General features: G+C 56.6%; 21 protein-coding genes and 1 pseudogene. 17 read left to right on the plus strand and 5 right to left on the minus strand.

Annotated elements, in window-relative coordinates; genetic code table 11:
- The first annotated feature begins 3 nt into the window (after positions 1-3).
- Together BM222_RS19915 and BM222_RS19920 are read left to right on the plus strand one after the other, a co-directional pair.
- Positions 4-882, plus strand: a complete 879-nt coding sequence (locus tag BM222_RS19915) for a branched-chain amino acid ABC transporter permease (RefSeq protein ID WP_092230690.1) — start codon at positions 4-6, stop codon at positions 880-882.
- Position 883: 1 nt separating this feature from the next.
- Entirely contained in the window at positions 884-1894 is a 1011-nt protein-coding gene (locus BM222_RS19920) for a branched-chain amino acid ABC transporter permease (RefSeq protein ID WP_092230692.1), read from the plus strand.
- On the opposite strand, the gene BM222_RS19925 is transcribed toward BM222_RS19920, so the two are convergent.
- Positions 1891-2817 (minus strand): LysR family transcriptional regulator, encoded by a 927-nt coding sequence (locus BM222_RS19925; protein ID WP_092230988.1) that lies wholly within the window; start codon positions 2815-2817, stop codon positions 1891-1893. The two genes, BM222_RS19920 and BM222_RS19925, sit on opposite strands and share 4 nt — an antisense overlap.
- A 134-nt stretch (positions 2818-2951) precedes the next feature.
- On the opposite strand from BM222_RS19925, the gene BM222_RS19930 reads away from it, so the two are divergent.
- The 4 genes from BM222_RS19930 to BM222_RS19945 all read left to right on the plus strand — a co-directional run bounded on the left by BM222_RS19930 (position 2952) and on the right by BM222_RS19945 (position 8566).
- A complete protein-coding gene (locus tag BM222_RS19930) occupies positions 2952-3947 on the plus strand; it encodes a LysR family transcriptional regulator (RefSeq protein ID WP_092230693.1) in 996 nt (331 codons plus the stop codon).
- A gap of 141 nt (positions 3948-4088) precedes the next feature.
- A complete protein-coding gene (locus BM222_RS19935; protein WP_092230695.1) occupies positions 4089-5864 on the plus strand; it encodes an FAD-dependent monooxygenase in 1776 nt (591 codons plus the stop codon).
- 15 nt (positions 5865-5879) lie between these two features.
- The gene (locus tag BM222_RS19940; protein WP_092230697.1) at positions 5880-6815 is read left to right on the plus strand and encodes a fumarylacetoacetate hydrolase family protein; all 936 of its coding nucleotides are present in this window, start codon (positions 5880-5882) and stop codon (positions 6813-6815) included.
- Between the two features lie 284 nt (positions 6816-7099).
- Positions 7100-8566, plus strand: coding sequence for an MFS transporter (locus BM222_RS19945; protein WP_143106002.1), 1467 nt, complete (start codon positions 7100-7102; stop codon positions 8564-8566).
- Positions 8567-8569: 3 nt separating this feature from the next.
- Here BM222_RS19945 and BM222_RS42835 read toward each other — a convergent pair whose 3' ends face one another.
- Positions 8570-8803: an SDR family oxidoreductase gene (locus BM222_RS42835; RefSeq protein ID WP_349509865.1), complete on the minus strand. Its 234-nt coding sequence runs from the start codon at positions 8801-8803 to the stop codon at positions 8570-8572.
- A pseudogene (locus BM222_RS42180) lies at positions 8755-9225 on the minus strand (SDR family NAD(P)-dependent oxidoreductase); the annotation flags it as partial. The pseudogene BM222_RS42180 and the gene BM222_RS42835, both read right to left, overlap by 49 nt.
- 248 nt (positions 9226-9473) lie before the next feature.
- Here BM222_RS42180 and BM222_RS43350 point away from each other — a divergent pair.
- The 5 genes from BM222_RS43350 to BM222_RS19980 all read left to right on the plus strand — a co-directional run bounded on the left by BM222_RS43350 (position 9474) and on the right by BM222_RS19980 (position 14442).
- The gene (locus BM222_RS43350) at positions 9474-9941 is read left to right on the plus strand and encodes a nuclear transport factor 2 family protein (protein ID WP_502690906.1); all 468 of its coding nucleotides are present in this window, start codon (positions 9474-9476) and stop codon (positions 9939-9941) included.
- A gap of 84 nt (positions 9942-10025) precedes the next feature.
- Complete coding sequence (locus tag BM222_RS19965; protein WP_092230711.1) at positions 10026-10877, plus strand: HpcH/HpaI aldolase family protein; 852 nt, start codon at positions 10026-10028, stop codon at positions 10875-10877.
- Positions 10858-11733: an isocitrate lyase/PEP mutase family protein gene (locus tag BM222_RS19970; protein WP_092230714.1), complete on the plus strand. Its 876-nt coding sequence runs from the start codon at positions 10858-10860 to the stop codon at positions 11731-11733. The genes BM222_RS19965 and BM222_RS19970 overlap by 20 nt, the downstream gene beginning before the upstream one ends.
- Before the next feature lie 361 nt (positions 11734-12094).
- Complete coding sequence (locus BM222_RS19975) at positions 12095-13363, plus strand: MFS transporter (RefSeq protein WP_283810248.1); 1269 nt, start codon at positions 12095-12097, stop codon at positions 13361-13363.
- A gap of 170 nt (positions 13364-13533) precedes the next feature.
- Positions 13534-14442 carry an alpha/beta fold hydrolase gene (locus tag BM222_RS19980; RefSeq protein ID WP_092230720.1) on the plus strand — a complete coding sequence of 303 codons (909 nt, stop codon included), beginning with the start codon at positions 13534-13536 and terminating at the stop codon, positions 14440-14442.
- 503 nt (positions 14443-14945) lie between these two features.
- Here BM222_RS19980 and BM222_RS19990 read toward each other — a convergent pair.
- The gene (locus tag BM222_RS19990; RefSeq protein ID WP_092230727.1) at positions 14946-15713 is read right to left on the minus strand and encodes an SDR family NAD(P)-dependent oxidoreductase; all 768 of its coding nucleotides are present in this window, start codon (positions 15711-15713) and stop codon (positions 14946-14948) included.
- Between the two features lie 319 nt (positions 15714-16032).
- Here BM222_RS19990 and BM222_RS19995 point away from each other — a divergent pair, with 319 nt between their 5' ends.
- The 4 genes from BM222_RS19995 (at position 16033) to BM222_RS20010 (ending at position 19362) form a co-directional block, all read left to right on the plus strand.
- A complete protein-coding gene (locus BM222_RS19995; protein WP_177243330.1) occupies positions 16033-16653 on the plus strand; it encodes an NIPSNAP family protein in 621 nt (206 codons plus the stop codon).
- 20 nt (positions 16654-16673) lie between these two features.
- Positions 16674-17264 (plus strand): VOC family protein, encoded by a 591-nt coding sequence (locus BM222_RS20000; protein ID WP_092230732.1) that lies wholly within the window; start codon positions 16674-16676, stop codon positions 17262-17264.
- Positions 17265-17280: 16 nt separating this feature from the next.
- Positions 17281-17850 carry a VOC family protein gene (locus BM222_RS20005; RefSeq protein ID WP_092230735.1) on the plus strand — a complete coding sequence of 190 codons (570 nt, stop codon included), beginning with the start codon at positions 17281-17283 and terminating at the stop codon, positions 17848-17850.
- Positions 17851-18147: 297 nt separating this feature from the next.
- Positions 18148-19362 (plus strand): ABC transporter substrate-binding protein, encoded by a 1215-nt coding sequence (locus BM222_RS20010; RefSeq protein ID WP_092230992.1) that lies wholly within the window; start codon positions 18148-18150, stop codon positions 19360-19362.
- Positions 19363-19867: 505 nt separating this feature from the next.
- On the opposite strand, the gene BM222_RS20015 is transcribed toward BM222_RS20010, so the two are convergent.
- Positions 19868-20776, minus strand: a complete 909-nt coding sequence (locus BM222_RS20015; protein ID WP_092230995.1) for a LysR family transcriptional regulator — start codon at positions 20774-20776, stop codon at positions 19868-19870.
- 100 nt (positions 20777-20876) lie between these two features.
- On the opposite strand from BM222_RS20015, the gene BM222_RS20020 reads away from it, so the two are divergent.
- Both BM222_RS20020 and BM222_RS20025 read left to right on the plus strand, forming a co-directional pair.
- Entirely contained in the window at positions 20877-21632 is a 756-nt protein-coding gene (locus BM222_RS20020) for an SDR family NAD(P)-dependent oxidoreductase (RefSeq protein WP_092230998.1), read from the plus strand.
- A 99-nt stretch (positions 21633-21731) separates the two neighbouring features.
- Positions 21732-22172: a nuclear transport factor 2 family protein gene (locus BM222_RS20025; RefSeq protein ID WP_092230737.1), complete on the plus strand. Its 441-nt coding sequence runs from the start codon at positions 21732-21734 to the stop codon at positions 22170-22172.
- Positions 22173-22509 lie beyond the last annotated feature (337 nt).

The following is a 22509-nucleotide window of genomic DNA, read 5'->3' on the forward strand; positions in this document are numbered from 1 at the left end:
GTCATGGAACTATTTTCCAATCAAGTGCTGGCTGGGCTCGCAACTGGAGCGATATACGCCTGCATGTCTCTCTCCATCGTCATGATTTATCAGGCGATCGATCATCTGAACTTTGCGCAGGGCGAAATGGCGATGGCTTCGGCCTTCATCGCTTGGCAACTGATTCAATGGGGCCTCCCGTACTGGGTGGCGTTCGGCTTGACAATCGGCCTGTCGTTTGGAGCCGGTTTCGCCATCGAGCGGTCGCTTTTCCGACCGCTGGCGGATGCGCCCGTACTGACCCATGTGGCCGGCTTCATTGCACTCTTCGCCATCGTAAATAGCGGCGCGGGCATGATTTGGGGCTTCACGATCAAGGAATTTCCCAGCCCGTTTGGCAACGGTCAATTCCTCGGCAGTGAACTTTTGAGTGCGCATCAGGCGGGCATGATCGGTGCGACCGCGTTGCTTCTGCTCAGTCTGTATGTGTTCTTTGAGTTCACTAGAGTGGGCCTTGCGATGCGAGCGGCCGTTTCCAATCCGGAATCAGCGCGTCTCGTTGGGGTCAATGTTAGTTGGATGATCGGATTGGGTTGGGCGTTGGCCGCAGGCATTGGGGCGGTCGCGGGAATGTTTATCGCTCCATTGGTATTCCTTGAGCCGAACATGATGGGCGGCATTCTGGTGTATGGCTTCGCTGGGGCCGTCTTGGGTGGGCTTTCGAGCCCGCTGGGGGCCGTTCTTGGCGGCTTCATGATCGGCGTATTCGAGAACCTCATCGGGACATACGTCCCGGGCGCTGGCAATCAACTAAAATTGCCGATAGCGCTCTTTCTGATCATCGCAATCCTTCGCTTGAGGCCGCAAGGTCTCCTTGGGCGAGCGTTCGTGGAGCGGGTGTGATATGTCGGTGCTTCCGGACACGTCGATTGCAAGAAACGACAGCACATCATCGATCGGCATCAGAACGATACTTCTGCGATGGTCTCGGCCTCTCGCATTACTGGTGCTGGTATTGCTTCCATTGGCAGCCAGCGATTTCGTCACATTTCAATTGACGATGTTGCTCGTCTATGCGGTGGCCTTGATCGCTCTCAACGTATTGACGGGCTTCACCGGACAATTTTCTCTTGGGCAGAATGCCTTTTTCGGGATCGGAGGCTATTCGGCCGTAATCGTTGTCGAGCACTTTCATCTTAGCTACCTCCTGGGCATTCCGGTCGCGGGGGTAATCGCAGCGATCGCTGGAATTCTGTTCGCATTTCCCGCATTGCGTCTGAAGGGGGTCTACTTGGCTCTTGCCACGTTCGCGCTCGGCACGACGATACCGCAGCTTCTGAAGCTCGATTACATCGAACAATGGACCGGCGGCGTTCAGGGCATGATGATCGAAAAGCCTATGACGCCGCTAGGCTTGCCGCTCTCTCAAGACGCGTACCTTTATTACTTGACGCTGACGATTGCTCTCGGGATCTACATTCTGTCCGTCAACCTCCTTCACAGTAAGACTGGTCGGGCGATGTTGGCCATTCGCGAAAACGAAACTGCGGCCGCGGCAATGGGCGTTGACGTCGCATACTACAAAACGATCGCTTTCGGACTCAGTGCTGCCTTCACTGGCGTTTCCGGGGCGCTCGGAGCGATCGTGATCCAGTTTGTGTCGCCTGACGCGTATACGATCCAACTGGCGGTCGCGATATTTTTGGGAATCGTCATTGGTGGAGTTGGTTGGCTACCAGGCACCATTGTGGGCGCCGCATTCATAGTCTTCGTTCCTAACGTGGCGGAATCAATTTCCAAAGGCCTGTCCGGTGCCGTTTTCGGAGTGCTGATCCTACTCGTGATCTTCGTCTTTCCTCGAGGAGCTCAGCAAGTCTGCGATCGTCTGTTGGGTGTCGAGCATAAAAAGGACTAGGGAGTGCCGCTGACATCCGCAAATGCATGGTTCTCGCGCAGCGCGGCGAACTTGGCGGTAAGGAAGTCGAGAAAGACGCTGAGTTTCGGTGGTACGTGCGGGCTCGCCGGCCAAACTGCCCACCAGACTATTTCCCGGTGCACCTCTTTCTCCAGGACGCGTGCAAGCTCGCCCGACCGCAGATGGCGATCGACCGTGAAGTCAGGGATACAGGCTATGCCTAGTCCTGCTCGCGCGGCCTCAATCAGCATGAGGTTCTCGTTGGAAATGAGTCGAGCGGGCAGACGCGCAAGAGAGGTTTCGGCGTCCTCAGGGACGGGCCACTTCGCGATCTTTCCACTGCGCACATACCGAAAATGCAAGCAATCGTGAGCGGAAAGGTCCGAGACAATCTTCGGGGTGCCTTTCTTGGCCAGATAGTCGGGAGAAGCGGCGAGGATCAAGCGGAACGACCCGCACTTCCTCGCCATCAGGCGCGAATCGTCAAGATCGCCAACTCGAATGGCAAGATCGAATCCCTCTTCGATCAAGTCCACATACTTGTTCGTGAAATCCAAGTCTAATTCGATATCGGAATATTGCCGCATGAAATCGGCAAGCATAGGAAGCAGAAGGCCGCTAGCCAGCGGCAAGGATATTCGCATGCGGCCGCGCGGAGTGCGTCTTGCACCGGATAGTTCCGCCTCGGCCGTCTTGAGCTCGGACAGGATCCGCCGGCAGCGGTCTAAGAAAGTGGCCCCCTCCTGAGTCAACCTGATGCTGCGCGTACTCCTGTGGAAAAGCCGGACGCTCAGACGTTCTTCTAGCCGCGATACGCTTTTCCCAACAGCCGACGGAGATACGCCCAGAACTCGCGCTGCTGCCACGAAACTTCGCAGCTCGGCGACCTGCACAAAAACGGCGACACCGGAAAGGTCGGACATTCCGGACATAATGGTCCGCTAAGAATGGAATTCAAGACATATTTTCATCTCTACTACCCGCTCCTAGGTTCGAATTGGATCCTCGAAGCCCAGAAAAGCGGCAGAGCGGTCCGCGCAAACAGGGAGGATATGCCATGGACCGACGTCTCGTCCGCGATCTGGACATCTTGACGCTTCAGCTGTTCGTCGCGATTTGCGAGGAGGGCAGCCTTACTCGTGCGGCGCGCCGAGAAGGGATTGCGCCCTCTGCGGCGAGCAAGCGGTTGTCCGACTTGGAGAAAGCCCTTCAATCCGAATTATTCCACCGCGGCACGACCGGTATGGTCTGCACCTCGTCCGGTGAAACCGTGCTCAGATACGCGCGAAGCATGTTGCACACCGTTCAGCAGATTCGGAGCGAGCTGAAGGATTACGCCAAGGGCAAAAGAGGGTTCGTCCGGGTTAGAGCGAACATGGGTGCCGTTGTTCAATTCCTGCCCGAGGAGCTCGCGGGGTTTTTCTCCGAGCACCCTGAAATCAAGGTCGACCTTGCGGAGCGATCCAGCCAAGCGGTTATCGACGAGATCGAGAAAGGTACGGCCGATATCGGACTCTGCTCCAGCATTGTCGATAGCCGGCAGCTTGTACGCATACCTTACAAGACTATGCGACTGGTTCTCGTGGTTCGCCCAGATCATGTCCTGGCGGAGAAGGACAGCGTATCGGTCAGCGATGCGCTCGATTATCCACAGATCGGCCTGCAATCGTATAGTGCATTACATCAGTTGATGGCGTCATATGCCCAGCACGTGGTGAAACATCTGAACGTAAGGCTTCACGTCACCGGATTCGATGCCCAGCTTCGCATGATTCAATCCGGGCTTGGTGTTGGTCTGATGCCCGACGGCGCATTCGAAGCGATCGGTAGGCCGATGAACTTGACGGCGATTGCGCTGACCGACGATTGGGCTCGCCGGCAAATCGACGTGGTTCATCGGGGAGACAACGCGTTGTCTGCAGCAGGAAAGCTGCTCCTGAGGCATTTGACGGGCGAGCCCGAGCGGCGATCTTCGGTCGCCCAAGGTGTTACCCGCCCGCTTCTTGCCGGACTTCCTGAATGGCCGAATGAAGGCCATCACAGTATCCAATGATCAAGCTCGGGAGAGCAAAGAGCTCTCTCCGTGGTCATTCTCCTCGCGGGAATAGCCGTTCTTGCAGAAAGTTTGGACGGCGCCGGCGAGAATGCCGATTACTTGTCTGCGGCATTTTCGTCGGACCAAGGGGAGAATTGAATGTCCATCGTCGATACGGATGTCCTTGTCGTTGGAGCGGGACCCGCTGGTCTTACGGCTACAGCGCTTCTCGCGCGCCTCGGTGTGAAGGCGGTCACGGTGACGAAGTACGAAGGCACGGCAGACTCGCCCCGAGCGCACATCACTAATCAGCGGACGATGGAAGTCTTCCGCGAATTGGGTATCGAAGCCGAAGTCGCTGCGCGCGCGCTTCCACAAGATAAGATGGCTACTCAAGTCTTCGCGACTAGTTTCGCCGGTTTGGAGCTTTGCCGCATGATGACGTGGGGAGGCGGCGCGGACCGAAAGCAAGATTATGAGAACGCAAGCCCGACCTCGATATGCAATATCCCTCAACATCTGCTCGAGCCAATCATATTGTCAGCTGCGAAGAAGTACAGCGCCGACGTTAGGTTCGAGTTTGAATTGACTTCGGTTACCCAAAATCGAGACTTTGTGGAGGCAACGGTTCTCGATCGAAATTCGCGGGAAATCAGCAAGATTCGCGCGAAGTATCTGATTGCTGCCGATGGTGCCCGAAGCGTAGTGGGCAAAAGCGCAAACTTCGAATACGAGGGTGAAACTGCCCTTGGAAACGCTGTAAGCGTGTGGCTGAAGGCAGATCTACGAAAGTTCGTCGAGCATCGATCTGGCGCGTTGACGTTCATCTGCCATCCCGGAAGTGATATCTGGATGAGTGTATGGCCATGCGTGAACGCTTGGGACGAATGGAATCCCTTTTTCTTACGCTACAATCGAGCGTTCGGCGATGCGTCTGAAGACACGCTACGAAAGCACATTCAAGAGGCGATAGGAGATCCTTCCGTTCCATTCGAGATCAAGAAGATCACGCGTTGGCAGGTCAATCATATGGTTGCAGCGCGCTATCGAAATGGTCGAATCTTCTTGGTGGGGGATGCCGCACATCGGCATCCTCCGTCGAACGGGCTCGGTAGCAACACTTCCGTTCAGGATTCCTACAATCTAGTCTGGAAGATAGCTATGGTTCTCAGTGGAAGTGCAAGCGAAGGCCTTCTAGACAGCTTTAACGACGAGCGGCAGCCTGTTGGTCGACAGGTCGTCGATCGAGCGATCAAAAGTCAGAAGGACATGATTCCTTGGGCCGACGCGATCGGTTTACGGGAAGGACAGTCCAGAGACGAAGCCTGGCACGTAATCAACGATATCTTTGGTTCGTCCGAGCAGAGCGCAAAACGTCGTCGACGGATCGCTGAGGGAATCGATCTAATGAACTGGCAATTCAACGCCCATGGCGTAGAAATGGGCCAGAGGTATTCGTCCAGCGCGGTCGTTCCTCGAGATGCCGAATGGCCGCCGTTCGAAAGAGATCCTGAGTTATACTACCATCCGATCGCCCGGCCTGGTGCGCCGTTGCCCCATGTTTGGTTGCAAACGCCCGAGGGCCCCGTTTCCACTCTGGATCTAACCGCATACGATCGATTCACTTTAATCACCGGGATCGGTGGAGATGAGTGGAGGCAAGCCGCCTCCGATGTCGCGGCTGAGCTTGGGATCACGATCGAGGTACGTGTCGTCGGTCCGAGGCAGGCGTTCGATGATGCTCTCGGGGGCTGGGCGCGCGTACGTGAGATATCCGACGGGGGCTGTCTACTGGTCAGGCCCGATCGAATAGTCGCGTGGAGCGCTGACCGTGCATCCTCGGGTGCCACCACCCAGCTGCGAGAAGCCATGAAGAGCATTCTTTCTCGCCTGGAGCAGTCGGTCGTAGAGCCGGTCCTGGCCACCTCCCATTGAAAAGGAAATAGCCGAATGAAATTCGTCATGTTCAATGAAGGCCGGCTCGGCTTACTCGAAAACGATCAAGTGAAAGACATTACCGAGATCGTCGCGCAAGGAAGCGAAGTTGCAAGGGAGAATTTGCCTCTAGCCCTAATCGGATCATTCGATAAGCTAAGGGAGCGCATCTTGGGCGATCGAGGTAGCTTCCTCTCCTTAGCCGAGGTAAAACTCGGTCCGCCAGTTCCTCGGCCGGGGAACATCCTCTGCATGGCAGTCAACTACAATGATGGCCTCATCACATCGCCCCATGTAAACGCCTTTCATAAGGCCGCGAACGCGATCATCGGGCCCGGCCAATCCATGGTCCTGCCGAATATCCCGGCGACCGCCTTCGAAGGCGAGGCAGAACTTGCGGTGGTTATCGGCCGCCAAGCGAAGAACGTGCTTCCAAAAGACGCGATGGAGTATGTCTTTGGCTACATGAATTTCATTGATGGTTCCGCCCGCGGCGTTCAGCCTGCTACGAATTCCTTCTTCCAGATGAAATCTCGCGATACGTTCGCTCCGATTGGACCATACCTCGTGACGAAGAACGAAATCGCCGATCCGCAAAATCTTGACATCAGAGCCTGGGTGAACGGGCAACTGAAGCAGGATTTCAACACAAGAACGATGACCACAACAATAGCGGAGAGCATCGCCTGGCTGAGCGAGATCCAAACGCTGATGCCAGGCGATATCGTAGCCACGGGCACGGATCATTGCGGCCTGAATGCCTTCCAAGACGGAGACTTAGTCGAGATGGAGGCGCTCGGCTTGGGACGCCTTCATATACTGGTTAAGGACGATCTGAAACGTACGTGGTCACGGGAGACGCGGATAGATCGTAAGAACCAAGGCTTCGCCGGAGCCGAGACAATCGCGCCTCAACTATCGGGCAAGTACTCCAAGGCGGACCAACTTTAGCGTTCAGTTCGCGAAGTGCCGCGCCACAACGACCGCTCGCTGTCGCCGACAAGCGGCGTTCTCCGCTCGTGAACGTCCCTGAATATTTACCGATTCGACAGTTGGTCGTTGACGAGCCTAATTTGCGCTCGTTGACGACCCGCGAGGAGGTCTGTCGACCTTGAACAAACCAAGGCTGGGTTCCCCGCGGAAGTGCGTTTAGAAGGGCGCATCGAGTGCGGGAGCCCGAATGACCTCGGCTCAATGAAGCATGAGTTCGGTAGCGACCGGCGGGGCAATACATTTTGGATAAGCGTAACGACTCCGCCGAGGATGAGAACCTTCTCGCGATCGGGGGACGGATCGCCGAAAGTTCAACGTTCGGACGTCGACTTCGAGAGGGATTTGCGCTTTCGGTTCTGGCCAGTGCGTCAGCCATGACCGCGCTTCATTTCAACATCGTTATCCTGGCTCTTCCCCACATCGCCCGGAGTCTTGATGTGCCGCTGGCGAAGCTCCAGTGGGTCGTAACCGGATTTTCGCTCGCTTACAGCGGCTGCTTGATGCTTGGAGGGCGAGCAGCTGACCTGCTGGGTCGAAGACGTACCTTCGTCTTCTCTCTAATCGTGTTTGGGATAGGATCGGTGATCGGCGCCGCCGCGAAGTCGATAGAAATGGTAATCGCCGCTCGCATCGTCCAGGGCGTCGGAGGGTCTATATTGTTTCCTTCGACTGTCGCCTTGATAAACACCATCTTCGCAGAAGGCGTTGAGCGCAATCGGGCTCTCGGAGTATGGAGCCTTATCTCTTCGTCTGGTGCTACGATGGGCGCCTTGGCGGGAGGTGTCCTCGTCGCCTCGTTCGGCTGGCAGTCGGTCTTTCTCATAAACGTTCCGATCGCGGCCGCGACCGCGATTAGTGCATTATTCGCCCTGCCTACTGACGGGAGGAGCATACGTCGGCGATCGTTTGATATCCGCGGTGCGATAGCAGCTGCCGCGAGCGTGACGTTGCTGTTGTGTTTTTTAACGAGCGCGCCGGTCGATGGACTAATTTCAATGCGTTCGATGTTGCTTTTCGGCGGTTCGATCGCAAGTGCAATCATCTGCATTGCTGTTGAGCGATCGGTGGCCGATCCGCTCATCGATGGAGCGCTTTTACTTTTGCCCGGTGTCCGAATCGCGATGGTGTTGGCCGCGGTTTTGATGGGCACATTCATGACGGTGCCCTACTTTCTTACACTAATGTTTCAGAACGCATACGGCTATTCGCCGATCGAGACGGGAGCAACCCTTTTTGTTCCGAGCCTAAGTATCATGCTCGGTACACAGATGGGTGCTCGCATGGAGGCGCGTGTCGGTGTGCGCAAGCTGCTAGTTTCGAGCCTGCTCGTAGGGGCCGCAGGTACATTCAGCCTTGCTCTCGCTATCGATCCTGCGTACGGGCTCATTCCGATGATTCCCTCGCTTCTCTTGTTCGGCTTCGGCCAAGGGGCGACATGGAGTGGTTTGTGGATCTTGGCAGGGCAAGGTGTTTCTTCGGATCGTCAAGGCGCGTCTTCCAGCCTTGTCTCAACAGCGATGTGGATCGGCGGCGGCACTGGACTAGCTCTGCTGGTGGGTATCGCCCATTGGGCTCGCGTCTCGTGTGTCGCCTGCTCCGGGATATCCCAAGACGTCACTGGTACGAGGGCCGTGTTGATCACTGCGACCGCCTTCATTTTGCTTGGTGCGCTTACTGCAATGGCCGCGCGGTCCAATCGAGCAACTTGAGGTCTACGCCAAGACGCCGCCATCGATGACATTGACGGATCCAGTGATCATCGCCGAGGAGGGCCCGAGCAACCAAACCACCAAATCCGCGACATCTTCGGCCAAGATCGGCTTGCCGAGAGGGCGATTGCGCAATTGAGAAGAAGTCGCCCGATCCCGCTCCGCATCGACGTCCACAATGCCATTGGAAGAGGATCGTAGTGCGTGCCATAGCTCCCGGCTCGGCCGATACACCACTCGGAAGCGGTATTGACGATTGATCCACTGGACAGTGCAATCACCGCTTTCGCGACCACCTGCAGCCCGAGCGGCATGCCAAACACATTGACATCGAAGACATCGCGATAGCTGTCGTCTGTGAAATCTAAGAGCGGCGTCCGCAGGCCAAGAACGCCGGCGTTGTTGTGGAACATATCGAGGCGGCCATAGCGATCGAGGGTCGCTTGAACCTAGCGTCCGACCTGGCGCCTATCGGTCACGTCCGCCTCGATAGTCAGAATTTCGCTTCTTGTTCCGAGAGCCGTTTGGAGCGCCGCACGGTCTCTATCGACTATGGTCAGCTTACTCCCCAAGGCCAAGAGCTTGGAAGCGATTGCCAGCCCGATGCCGCTTGCGCATCCTATAATTATAGCTGTCCGTTCCGCGAACCAATCGGCCATGTTGCACCTTTTTTCAGATTGGCGAAGTCAAAGCAAATTGTCCCCAAGTCGATTCGCAAGCTGAAAGCGGCCCTTCGGGCTTGGAGAATTCGGCGAGCGCGGCAAGCGAATGACTTTTCACGAAATGCGAATTGATCAAGCGGCGAGCTATGGGGTTAATTGAGCTACGTTCGGGCCGCTTCGCTTGGTGAATAGTAAGAAAACGATCGGATGGCTTGAGAGACATGGACCATTTTGACAGCGAGCGGATGCGTGACGAGGCGGAGATAAAGAATCTCTCACACCGTTACGCGCTTGCGTTGGATCGAAGCGACTTCGATGAGTGGCGGCAGCTCTTTACGCAGGACTCTGTTTGGCAAACGGCTGGGCGCCCTGCGTTCACTGGCCTTGACGAGATAATGGACGTTCCCCGTCGGCTTCATTCCACTTTTAGAAACACATTTCACGCTGTCCTCACGCAGGTCATTCAGTTCGGAGCAAGCGAAACCACGGGGGTCGTGTACTGCGCGGCCCATCATCTCTTCGACTACGACTTCGTATCGCCGGGCAGGGACCCCGTAGGCATGTCGTACCAGTTTTTGATGCGATACGAAGACGTTTATAGCAAAGACGATCGCCGATGGAAGTTTGCGGCGAGGAAGTTGATCATGGTCACAAGGCAGATTGAGCAAATCGTTCAATTTTCCCCCGGTGGGACTTGGTCGGCCGTGACCTAGTAGAGAGGAGGGCGGTCGTAGGATGCGCAGCGGCTTTGCGCCTCGACTATTGGGGGCGGCGGTCGCAAGAGGGAAATCTTAAAGATGCTCGACATGGTTCAGCGCAAAAGGCTCAATCGGATCAAATTGGCTCTCTTGGAGGGGCGTTCAGCGTGGGGAATTGGCGTGCAGACCAACTCCGCCGAAATCATCGAAATGGCCGCGGCGGCAGGATTCGATTTTGTCTATCTCGACTGCGAGCACGGTTCTTTCGGCTTCGACGGTCTGATTCCGCTGATTAGAGCGGCGGAAGCATCCGGGGTCACGCCGGTCGTAAGGGTGCCGGACCAAACTCCAAGCTTTATCATGAGGGTTCTCGACGCTGGCGCAATGGGTGTCATTGTCCCGAACGTCAAAAGCGCGGACGAGGCCCGCGCGATCGTATCCGCGGCCAAATACCTGGACGGTGCAAATGGTGGCACGCGAGGAGCGTGTCCCGGAACGCGGGCGACTTGGCATCAAGTGAGAGATTGGAAAGAATTCGCGACCACCAGCAACTGCGATACGACGGTGTGGCTGCTATTGGAGTCACCCGAGGCGCTGAAGTCTGCGAATGAGATCTCGGCCGTTCCCGGCGTAGATGCGATCATGCTCGGACCGTTCGATCTGGCGCATGCCCTGGGCCTGCCAGGTCGAACATCGCACGCTGCGGTAATCGAGGCTTGTCGAGAAATTGCTAACAGCGCGAGATCGAACGGCGCGGAAGTTGTGTGGACGATCTTCGGATCGGGTAGCTCCACTCAGGATCAAGAACTGATCGCATCGATGGGATCGAGGATCGTTGTGGCAGGCACCGATCGGCGGATTGTTATGAACGCGCTGCGGGGACGGTTACCGGAGGCCGTCCCGTCGTCCGCGAGTAGATCGGAGATGCACCATGAAAAAAGCGGATCGTAGGTTGAATGCGACCGAACGACGACGGTGTTTCCGGGAGCGTCTCGCGGAGCCGAACACGATCGTAGCTCCAGGAGCGTACGACGCCCTAAGCGCCAGGTTAGTTGAGAGCGAAGGTTTCCAGGCGGTCTATCTTGGAAGCTATGCCACGTCAGCGGCACGCTTCGGTGCACCGGACGTTGGATTGGTAACGTTAGAAGAGATGGCGTCGCACGCGTCGACCATCGTTCGAGCGGTGGACTTGCCGGTTATATGCGACGCAGAAACCGGCTGGTTCAATGCCGCAAATATCTGGAAAACCGTTGAAGCCTTTGAAACGAGCGGCGTTTGCGCGATCCATATCGAGGACCACGAATTTGGTAAACACGCTCAGGTCGCTCCAAGAATGACGACCACGAGTGAAGCTGCGGCTCGTATCCGAGCGGCAGTCGAGGCGCGCTCGGATCCAAATTTCCTAATCATCGCCAGGACGGATGCACTATGGATTTCCGGTAGCCTTGACGAAGTCGTAGATCGACTGAAGGCATACAGCGACGCGGGCGCAGACCTTGTGATGCCAACGCGGGTGTCGCCAGAGCAGGTAGTCCGCATCCGAGAACACATTTCAACTCCGATCGTGATCACCGACAAGCCGGGAGTCGCGCTGGCAGCCGAACAAGCCGCCGGCGCAAAGGTCGTGCTCTACTACGGCCTCGCGCTCTACGCCGCCTTCCTCGGGGTACGTGAAGTCTTGAGAGATTTTGCGAGACTGGAAAGCGCTGACGCGATCCCCGGTGTCCGAGACGTAGTTCCAGAGTTCGAAGCAACGCTCGACTACGCCATGTTCGCCGAGCGTGCCCGCCGCTACGGGTTGACCTGAACGCTCGAAGTGCAGACCCGATCGCCGTCCGTGGTCAAAAGATACGTTTGGGTGAATACTCGCGGCGGACATTTCGACGCAGGGCTTTACGTCCTCCTACTTGGTCGGCCGAACTGAAAAAAGCATTATCGAATGAACGAAGCCTCGATTGGCCGGTTTTGGCACGCCGCTCGGTCGCCGGCATAATTTGCCCGCTAGGGGCTTCGCCCGGTGCGAAAAGCAAAGCGCCACAGACAAATAGACCTCTAAAAGGTCATCGCCCTAAGGTCCACCGCGAATGGACATTTTCGGCCGGAGGGGAGTTGTGGCGATTCGATTTACCTTTAGACCGAAGGGCGGAAGCGCGAGCGATGCTAACGAAATGGCCCGACGTTCCGCGCTCGTCAGCTTCGTCGGGAGCATGCTTGAATACTATGACTTCATCATTTACGGCGCTGCCGCGGCGTTTATCTTTCCTAAGATATTCTTCGTAGGGCTGGACCCCGCTTCGGCCAGACTCGTCTCGCTCGCAAGTTTCGGGGTTGCTTTCCTTGCGCGACCTATCGGAGCTGTCGTCATCGGTCACTTCGGCGACAGAGTAGGGCGCAAGTCTGTTCTCGTTGTAACGCTTTTGATGATGGGAGTTTCCACGCTGGCCATCGGGCTTCTTCCCGATGCGAGAACGATCGGCAATGCGGCGCCGATTATTCTCGTCTTGCTCCGGCTCATACAGGGTCTTTCCGCAGCAGGAGAGCAATCGGGCTCGAACTCTCTGACGCTCGAGCACGCGTCCTCGGGCGATCGGGCGTTCTTCACAAGCTGGACGCTCAGTGGAGTTCAAGCGGGAGCGATATTGGCAAAGTTCGCTTTCATTCCCGTCGCGGCGCTCCCCCAGGAACAGCTTCTAAACTGGGGCTGGCGTATTCCCTTCATTCTTAGCTTCGTCGTGCTTGTCGTGGCCTATTTGGTCAGGCGAGGGATGCCGGAAGCGCCCGAGTTTGCGCGGCTGAAGGATCGGCGCGAGATCGAGAGATTTCCGATCGTTTTATTGATGCGAGACTACTGGGCGGACGTGAGCCGCGTCATTGTCTGTTCTCTAATCTCTTGCATCAGTTCGCTGACGACTGTGTTCGCGCTCAGCTATGGTACGTCGGAGTTTAAAGTGTCTGGGCCGGTCATATTATGGGCAGGCGTCATGGGAAATGCGCTGGCACTCGTAGTTCAGCCATTCTGGGCGATGCTCGGCGATCGTGTCGGCCGCAAGCCTATCTTCATCGTGGGCTCCGTAGGGTGCGCGTTGACGGTGTTTCCATATCTCATGGCCATCGCTCATGGCAACGCGTGGTTGATCGTTGGCGTCGCCATGCTCATGTCGGGCGTCTTCTATGGCGCTACCAATGCGATTTGGCCCTCCTTCTTCGGCGAGATGTTCGAGACACGAGTCCGCTACTCTGGCATGGCGGTTGGCACCAATCTCGGTTTCCTAGCAGCAGGCTTTACCCCCGCAATTAGCCAAAGTCTGGCGCAAAGCGGGCCGACGGGGTGGCTTCCCGTGGCGATCTTTATCGCGTGCTGTTGCGTCGCAGCTGCCGCTTCCGCTGCGACGGCACGGGAGACGCATAAGATCAAGCTGCATGATCTCGGGCGATAAGCGGAGGTAGCGAAACCCGCGGTCCCGTCTCGGCAAATGACTGATCGTCCCGATGTGGCGGTGCGCCTTCGCGGAATGAGAAGGCGAGCACTCTTGAAACGAATCGACCCGGCGGCTCGCGCGCGCATAGCATCGCGAGCCTTTATGTTAGCCCTGCAGGAGCATTTCTTATGAACGAGAACTACACAAGCATTTGGACTGATTTGTGCAAATTGCCCCTGCGGCAGGATTACGTCGATGCCGGCGTCCGTACGCGGTATGTCAACGCAGGGCCCAAGTCGGCTCCAAAACTGATTATGCTGCATGGTATGGGGGGGAGCTGGGAGAACCTCTACTGTAATCTCGCAGCGCATGCAGAGCATTTCGATACGTACGGATACGACATGATCGGTCACGGCTTCAGCGGAAAGCCGGATCGAGCGAGGAGCACCGTGGAGTATGCCGAGCACCTCCGCGCATTTATGGACGCGATGTCGATTGAGAAAGCATCGCTGCTCGGCCTGTCACTGGGGTCGTGGGTCGCGACAAAGTTCGCATCTATGTACCCTGAGCGCGTCGAGAAGGTGACGATGTTGTCGGCTTGGGGGCGTCCCTATGTCGACGAAGCAGAGATCGAAAAGAACAGGAAGCTCATGGGCGCAAGCCGTGATCGGCGCATCGCCGCCGTCGTAAATCCGACGTGGCAGGCAATGGACGAGGTCTTTGCTCACTTGATCTCAGATCCGACCAAGCGGCCGGCCGATCTTCTCGCGCTGCGTCAGATCATCTATCGCCAACCCGAAATGAAGCGGGCGATGGAGAACATTCTGGATGGTCTCGATCCAGACACATGGAACAAGAACGCGATCAGCGATGAGGAAGTAAAGAAGATACAGGCGGAGTTTTTGATCGTTGCCGCTGTAAGCCACAAAGACGTATTCTTGGACAGCGCTTACGCTTACGCCAAGCTTCTGAAAAACTCGAAGATTGTAGAAATGACTGGCGTCTCCCACTTCCCGCATCTTGAAAAGGCGGACGAATTCAACCGCATCAACATCGAGTTTCTCCAGGCGAAATCGAAGGAGAAACGCGTCGCTTAAGCAGGAAAGCGCGTTGGACGCGGGGGGCCGATCGGGCTGGGGTCTTGCGGCCGCCAGCCCGAAAATCGTTCATCGGCCGCTCGAGGCGCTTGGCGCAAACACCGAACCCCTGATCTTGCTGATGCAGTAACTGAGGCAAATCGGCTCGCCTCCGTTCGTAGCCCAAAATCTGGGTCAGCACCACCGTCGGCTAACAAATCGATGCCGTTGAAAAAGCTGTAGCCCTAGCTAGGCAAGCGAAGACTTCGCTCACCCCCATCTCGCTAACCCGCGGCGCCCTTTCCCAATGATCCTGAAATGAAGCCCAAGCTTGTAAGCTCTGGCTTTCACGGCCGGTAACGAGCGACCAAGTTCCTGGCAGATCTCGACCAACGGCATGCCGGCGATGACCTGCGTCCGAAGCGCTTCGTCCGCGTCCGGCGTCCAAGGTTGTCTATCTTTGTTCATAACTCGATCGCAAAAGCCGCAATATGTATGGAAAGTCGACAGCAAAAGTGTCGGCGTCAGAGTGCCAGAAGTCCACCGTCCACCGGCAAAACGACACCAGTTATGTAAGTGGCGATATCCGACGAAAGAAACATCGCGGCATCGGCCACATCCCCTGGTTTCCCGACCCGCCGAAGGGGGGTGCGCTCGAGAAAGTAATTGACGTAGTCAGGATTTCGCCGCGCTGCGAGAGTCAGCGGAGTTTCGATCAGCCCCGGGGCAACCGCGTTGACTCTAATGCCGAACTCCGCGAGCTCGACGGCGCTGGCTTTCGTGAATTGCGCCACCGCGCCTTTAGATGTCGTGTAAGCCGAACTTCGAAAGGGGAGCGCGACGAACGATTGGATCGACGCGACGTTCACGATTGTGCCGCGTGACTCTCGAAGGTGCGGCAGGAACGCCTGCGTAACGTTCACGACGCCATGAACATTGACTTCAAATATCCGCCTGAACTGCTCGGTGAATTGATCGCCACCTATCACGCTTCGTCCTGCGATGCCGGCATTGTTGACTAGGCCCGCGATAAGAACTCCCTCCTTTTTCAAGGATTCGGCGAGCTGAGACGCAGCGGAAAGATCGCCGACGTCGAGCGGCTTTGCGATCGCATCTCCGTGGGCGGAGCGGATCTTGGAGGCGACCGCTTCGGCGGCGTCACCGTCGTGGTCCGTTACGATGACTCGCGCTCCCGCCTCAGAGAAAGCCATTGAGACAGCCCGACCAATGCCGCTGCCCGCGCCGGTTACGAGCATCGTTTTGTCCGTAAAATTAAAGCCGTTCTGCGGCATAGTACGAAGTCCTCATTCGGGGTGAAGTCTTGTAAAGTGAAGCACGAACGACTGAGTGTGGTCTCCTATTACGTGGCGCTCTCTGTTTCAATTTGAAGAACGGCCGTTAGTTGTCGGCGCATCACCCTAAACATCTGCCAATAAGTTGAGGGCGACGCCTCTCACTCGGGAGGAACTGATGGCAATTCGATCGCTAGCGAGAGCATCCAATCTTTTTGGCGTTCGTGAGCGGCGAAATTCCGTACCTTTCTTACGATTGGACGCGCGGACGGGGTCTCCTTACGAAGGAATTCGGCGCTATCGAAGTAAGGGGGCTGCCATGATTGTTGAGATGCGAACCTACACACTGAAGCCGGGCTCGACCAAGCAGTTCGAGGCCAACTTCGAGAAGGGATTGACCGTTCGCCTGCCGCTATCACGCCTAGGTGCCTTCTGGCACACAGAGGTTGGCACGCTCAATCAGGTAATTCACCTCTGGCCGTACAAAGACGTTGCCGAACGCGATAGCGTTCGGCAGGCAGCATACAAACTGCCAGGCTGGCCGCCAGACATCCGTCCGTTCGTCGAGGAGATGGAATCGAAGATTCTCATCCCCGCGCCCTTTTGTCCCCCGCTGTCGGACCGCAACGTCGGACCGTTGTTTGAAATCAGCACATTTACGTACTCTCTTGGATCGATGCCCCTTGTCATTGAATCCTGGGGTGAGAAGATTGAGGCGAGAGCCGAAATGTCACCACTTGTTGGTGCCTGGCGCACCGAGATTGGCGCGCTGAACCAGTGGATTCACATCTGGGGCTATCGTGACGCTGCAGAGCGACAGGATATCCGATCGCAGGCCATGGCCAAGGGCATTTGGCCGCCGAAGCTCCATCCGGACGCTAGAATAATGAGGCAGGAAAGCATTCTCGCGATGCCGAGCAGCTTCTCGCCGATTCGCTAAAGAGTACAGGAGATCAAGCCATGACAAGCCAAGCAGAGAGCAAGCAGGCGCCCACCAAGCCAGTCATGCCAAGTGGTATGAACCACCTGGTTTTGAACGTGTACGACATCGAGGAGACGCACAAGTTCTGGACCGAGGTCATCGGTCTCAAGCAGGTGGGCCAACTAGCCGCCGGATTAGGACCAAACGGTCGTGTTCGCCCGAAGATGCGGTTCTACAGCGGATACGACGAAGGTGCGCGCCGACACCACGATATTGCGTTCGTCGAGAACGCAAATCTGCCTCCGAGGCCGAAAGAGGGGTGGGATATCTATACTTCGCCGAACTCTATCAACCACATTGCGATCGAGCTCCCGACCCGCGATGCCTGGCTTGAGCAGTTGCAGTACATGCAGGCCATAGGCGTGAAGTTCAATCGAAAGATCGATCATGGCATGTCGCACAGCGTATACGTCAGTGATCCAAACGGATATGGCGTCGAGCTTCTCTACGAACTGCCGCGGGAGAATTGGGAAAATGACCTGAACGCTGCATTCAATTACGCTCGCGAGCGCCCGTCCGAGGGACCGGAAGCTCTTTTGGACGAAGGCGAAGTGCCGAAGTTCGGCTAGCTCAAAAGATAGCGCTATGAATCAACATTCGTCTACTTCGCCGCTGTTTCGCGGCATCGAACACATCGGGCTCTCGGTTCCTGACCTCGAGGCCGCAACTCAATTCTTTTGCGACGTGTTGGGGTGCCGACTTGTTCATTCGCGTGGTCCGACCGCGGCTGCTGATCCCACGCGATCGAAGGAGGCGCTCAAATTTCTGCGGGACAATCTGGGGGTCCATGAGGGGACCACGGTCACGGGAATTGCAATGCTCCGTTCCGGGCACGGAGCAAACATCGAACTGTTCGAGTTCAAGAGCTCTGCCCGTCGGGAGGAGATGCCCAACAATGCCGATATCGGCGGTCATCATCTCGCATTTTATTCGGAGGATATCGGCCGTGCGGTTGAACATTTGAGCGCGAGCGGCGCCAGGATACTCGGAGAAGTTAAGACCGTAACGACGGGACCTGAAGAGGGAATGTCGTGGGTCTATTTCGTCGCACCCTGGGGCCTTCATATGGAGCTTGTCTCCTATCCTCAAGGAAAGGGATACGAGAAATCGGATCCCCCCGTGAGGCTTTGGACACCGACTAGGCCGGCCGACTAACTGTCAGCCTTTCGTTCGCCGGAGAACAACCCAACGACATCGATCCTTGGGTCGTTGATCTGATCGCAGGCGCGGTCTGCGCGCTCAAATTCCGTTGGAAGAAGTTTCGCAAGCGTGCGCGAGTAACGTCTAGATACTGTCCCCGGAGCGGTCATCCGTTCTCGGTGGGCGAACAGCATTTCGACGGAGACGATTCGACCTGGCGAATGCTGCATCGGATAGATGCAAGAATCCAGAAGAATAGAGGCCGGTCGCGGGATGACCGGCGATAACAGGGAGATGATCGTGCGCTTGATGATGCCTTCTATATTGCGTTCGAGCGCATTTTTGCTCGGCTTTCTTACTGCAACAGGTAGCTTCGCCGCCGGCAAATACGATCCTGGAGCGACCGATAGCGAAATTAGAATCGGCCAAACGATGTCGTATAGTGGCCCAAATTCATCGTTCGCGACCATAGGAATGGTTCACGACGGATACTTTCGCAAAGTCAACGACGAAGGCGGTATTAATGGCCGCAAGATAAATTTCATCTCCTATGACGATGCATTCAATCCAGCAAAGACTGTCGAGCAGACGCGGCGCCTCGTAGAAAGCGACCAAGTCCTCTTCACGTTCGGCTCACTCGGAACTGCTTTGCAGTTGGCTGTTCAGAAGTACCTGAACAGCAAAAAAGTGCCGCAGCTCTTCGTCAGCGCGGCGTCTTCGAAATGGGAGGACCCTGAGCACTTTCCATGGACGATCGGATTTGTGCCGAGCTATCGTGCCGAAGGGCGCATCTACGCCAAAATGATCCTCGCGCAGAATCCGAATGCGAAGATCGCGATCATCTACCAGAACGACGACTACGGTCGAGACTTGCTTCGCGGTGTCAAGGATGGTCTTGGCGAGCGCAGCTCGATGATCGTTGCGGAGGATAGCTTCGAGATCACCGAGCCGACGATCGATACTCACATCGTAAAGCTGAAGGCCTCGGGAGCCGATACGCTGTTCGACTTTACGCCTCCTAAATTCGCGGCCCAGGCCATCCGTAAGGTGGGGGAGCTTGGCTGGAAGCCGTTTCATGTGCTGAATACGGTAAGTTCCTCGATCGGGACCGTGTTGAGGCCGGCCGGCTTCGAAAACGCACAAGGCATCGTTTCCACGGCCTATCTGCGAGATGTGAGTGATCCGAGATGGCAGAATGACTCGTCTATTGTTCAGTACAAAGAGTTCATCAAGAAGTATGCCCCTACGGCCGACCTCGGCGACCTTCCCGCTTGGAATGCTTACGGAGCGGCGCAAACCTTGATCCAGGTGCTCAAGCAGTGCGGCGATGACCTCACAAGAGAGAACGTCATGAGGCAGGTCGCCAACATCAAGGGATTTCATCCCGACACCCTTCTTCCTGGGATCGATATCGATACAGGTCCGCTTGACTATGCTCCTATGGAAAGCCTCCAACTGGTCAAGTTCGAAGGAAATCGGTGGGTGGCTATAGGTGATGTCCTTAGCGGCCAAGCGGAGAAGCGGTGACGGCGGGATGCGGAGCACCGTTGGAATCCAAGGTGCTGCCAACGGGCGGCGCCTTTGTTTCTGGATATTCCTCGTATCGATTTCCCTCGAACAAGACTTCGATGATCGAGCCGGGAAGGACAGCACAAATTCGTCGTTCGATAAATTGAGGTCGTAAACCTCTCGCGTCAGAACGTTCGAGCTATAATTCACTGTGCTGGCCGAACCGATGATGCTAGTCACGTTTGCGATGGAAGAGAGCGAATAGCTCTCGTTGCTGTCAGTCACGTCGCAAGCGGCAACGTTCAACGGGCGATAACCCGAGATGTGAATCGGCGCGGCGTTTGACCCCGATCTGCGCTCTGACGTTGACCCCGCTTGATTAAGCGCCCGCATCCACTTCGAATTGGAGCATTGGGCGGCGGTCAATGTTGGAAGCCAAAAGGGGTCAATGTTCGGAGCCACGACACAGTCAACCCGGCCGGCGGCTGGGCTGGACCTCGGCGGACGAAGAGACGAAGATCGATTAGGAGGATCGCGGTTGAGCCAAGTGATCGGCCAGGAAATCGCTTAACGCTTCGATTTTTGCCGGACGAGTGCGAGCCGCGGGTGTGATGAAGTAAACCCCGCCTCCGGAAAGCTTCCAATCTGGCAGCAAGACCTTGAGTGCGCCGCCGCCCAGGTGAGGGTCGGCGACAAAGGAAGGAAGCTCGGCGATCCCGATCCCATCTAAGAGCGTGGGCAGCAAAGCATCGATGTTCGTCACGGAGAGCTGCCCGATGGGGGTCACAGAGGCCTCTCTTCCGTCTGGATGCGTAAAGCGCCAGCTGCTCGTTCGCGCGCGGTAGGCATAGCCGAGGCAATGATGCGCATTGAGTTCAGCGGGCGACTGCGGCGCCCCATAACGTTTGATGTAGGAAGGCGCAGCCACAATCACGCGGCCCATAGTCCGAAGGCGGCGGGCAACCAAAGACGAATCCGGAAGTGCGGCAATCCTGATTGCTGCATCGAACCCCTGGCCAATCAAATCCACAGTCGCGTCGCTCAAATGCAGATTGAGCGATATCTCCGGATATTGCCGCAGGAAAGCAGGCACGATCGGAGCTATCTCGCGCAAGCCGAATGACATCGGGACCGCGAGATTAATCGTACCGCGTGGCAGGCTCGATAGCTCGCGTGCTGCCGCTTCAGCCTGCTCCGCCTCTGCCAGTACCCTGGCGGCTCGTTCGGCAAGGCGTCGGCCAAAATCCGTGAGCGCGACCTTCCGTGAGGTTCGGTTGAACACCTGACCGCCAAGACGATCCTCGAGGCGCGTGATGGCCCGAGAGACGGTAGCCACCGATAACTTCAGGGACCGAGCGGCGCCTGCGAAGGAGCGTTCTTCGGCGACTTTCGCGAGAAGCGCGAGCCCTTCGAAATCGGGGAGTTTTGACATGGTGACGACAATCCTGCAAAGATGACTTTCGATCATTTCTATATCGAAATGATGGGGGCGTTGTCATCTTGTGTGTGTGCAACATGCAGGAGTGACCAACATGTCTCAGAAACTTAATGGAAAAATCGCCGTCCTTACCGGCGGCACCAGCGGCATCGGCCTCGCCACGGCTAAGCGTTTCGTTGCAGAAGGTGCCCAAGTCTTCATCACTGGCCGCCGAAAGGCCGAACTGGATGCCGCCGTGACCGCGATCGGTCGAGGTGCAACGGGTGTTCAGGCAGACGCCTCGAAACTTTCCGACCTCGATCTGCTCTACCAGACGGTCAAGGCCGACGCGGGTCGGATCGACGTGCTCTTTGTGAATGCGGGTGGTGGATCCATGTTGCCGCTCGGTCAAATAACCGAACAACAATATGCGGACACTTTCGATCGTAACGTCAAAGGTGTGCTGTTCACGGTTCAGAAGGCGCTGCCGCTGATCCAGGACAGTGCCTCGATCATCTTGACGGGCTCTACCGCCGGAACCGAGGGAACGGCTGCATTCAGCGTCTATGCCGCATCGAAGGCTGCGGTTCGATCTTTCGCCCGCAACTGGATCCTTGACCTCAAGGAACGGCGCGTGCGGATCAACACGCTTAGTCCCGGCGCTACGAAGACACCAGGCCTGGTCGAACTGGCAGGGCCGGACCCTGCTCAGCAGCAGGGGCTGCTCGATTATCTCGCCTCCCGCATTCCTATGGGGCGCGTCGGTGAGCCCGATGAAATTGCCAAGGCCGCAGTGTTTCTGGCTTCCGACGACGCCAGCTTTGTGAACGGCATCGAGCTCTTCGTCGACGGCGGCCAAGCTCAGATCTGAGCTGGGCACAAGCACCAACTGCTCTCTCTTCATCCCGGATGGCGCCGCAGATCCTCAGCTGCGTCGCCAACGATACTACGGAATCTGAAAGGACCGACTATGACCGAGAACGAACGCATTATCCGCATACTTTACGATGTCGCAGAAGCCCAGGATTCTCGCGCATTCACCGACCTATTCACTCCCGATGGATATTTCTGGGACGTGTCTGCCGGCCAACGCTATTTCGGTGCCGATATAGGTAAGACCGTCGATATCTACGCTAAGGCCTTCCCGGATATGCATCGCGCGCTCGAAGTCATCTACGTCACCGGAGATGTGGTGATCGTGGAGCTATCCCTGAACGGAACCCACAAAGGTCCACTTGCTCTTCCAGCCGGCACTATTCCTGCGACCGGAAAGGAAATCCATGCGCCGTGTTGCGATGTCTTTCATCTCGAGAACGGGAAGGTGAAGTCCTTCCATTGCTACACCGCCGCGACCATTCTGATGGGACAGCTCGAGGTGCTGGGGAATCTTCAAGCGGCAATAGCCGGCTAATTTATTTGCCAGATCGTCGGCGTCTATAACTTTCAAAACCAGGGCGCGCCTTCTAGGCGCGCCAGCCCTTCAAAGGAGCAAGCCCAAGCCGAGCTGAGAACCGGACTACGACCGTATTCTGCATTCAAATCTGGAACGCGTTTTCAACGACAGGATGCCGCAAAGCTGTGAATCGGCGCGGCCTTTGACCCTCGATTGCCGCTCAACGTTGACCCCGCCTGATATGCAGTAAGCGCCTGCATCCATTTGAATTGGAGCATGGGCTGGGTTCAATGTTGTAAGCCGAAAGGGTCCAATATTTGGGAGCCGCGACACACCCATGACATGGAGTGTCGAA

Source organism: Bradyrhizobium sp. Gha, assembly GCF_900113735.1.
Lineage (GTDB): Bacteria > Pseudomonadota > Alphaproteobacteria > Rhizobiales > Xanthobacteraceae > Bradyrhizobium.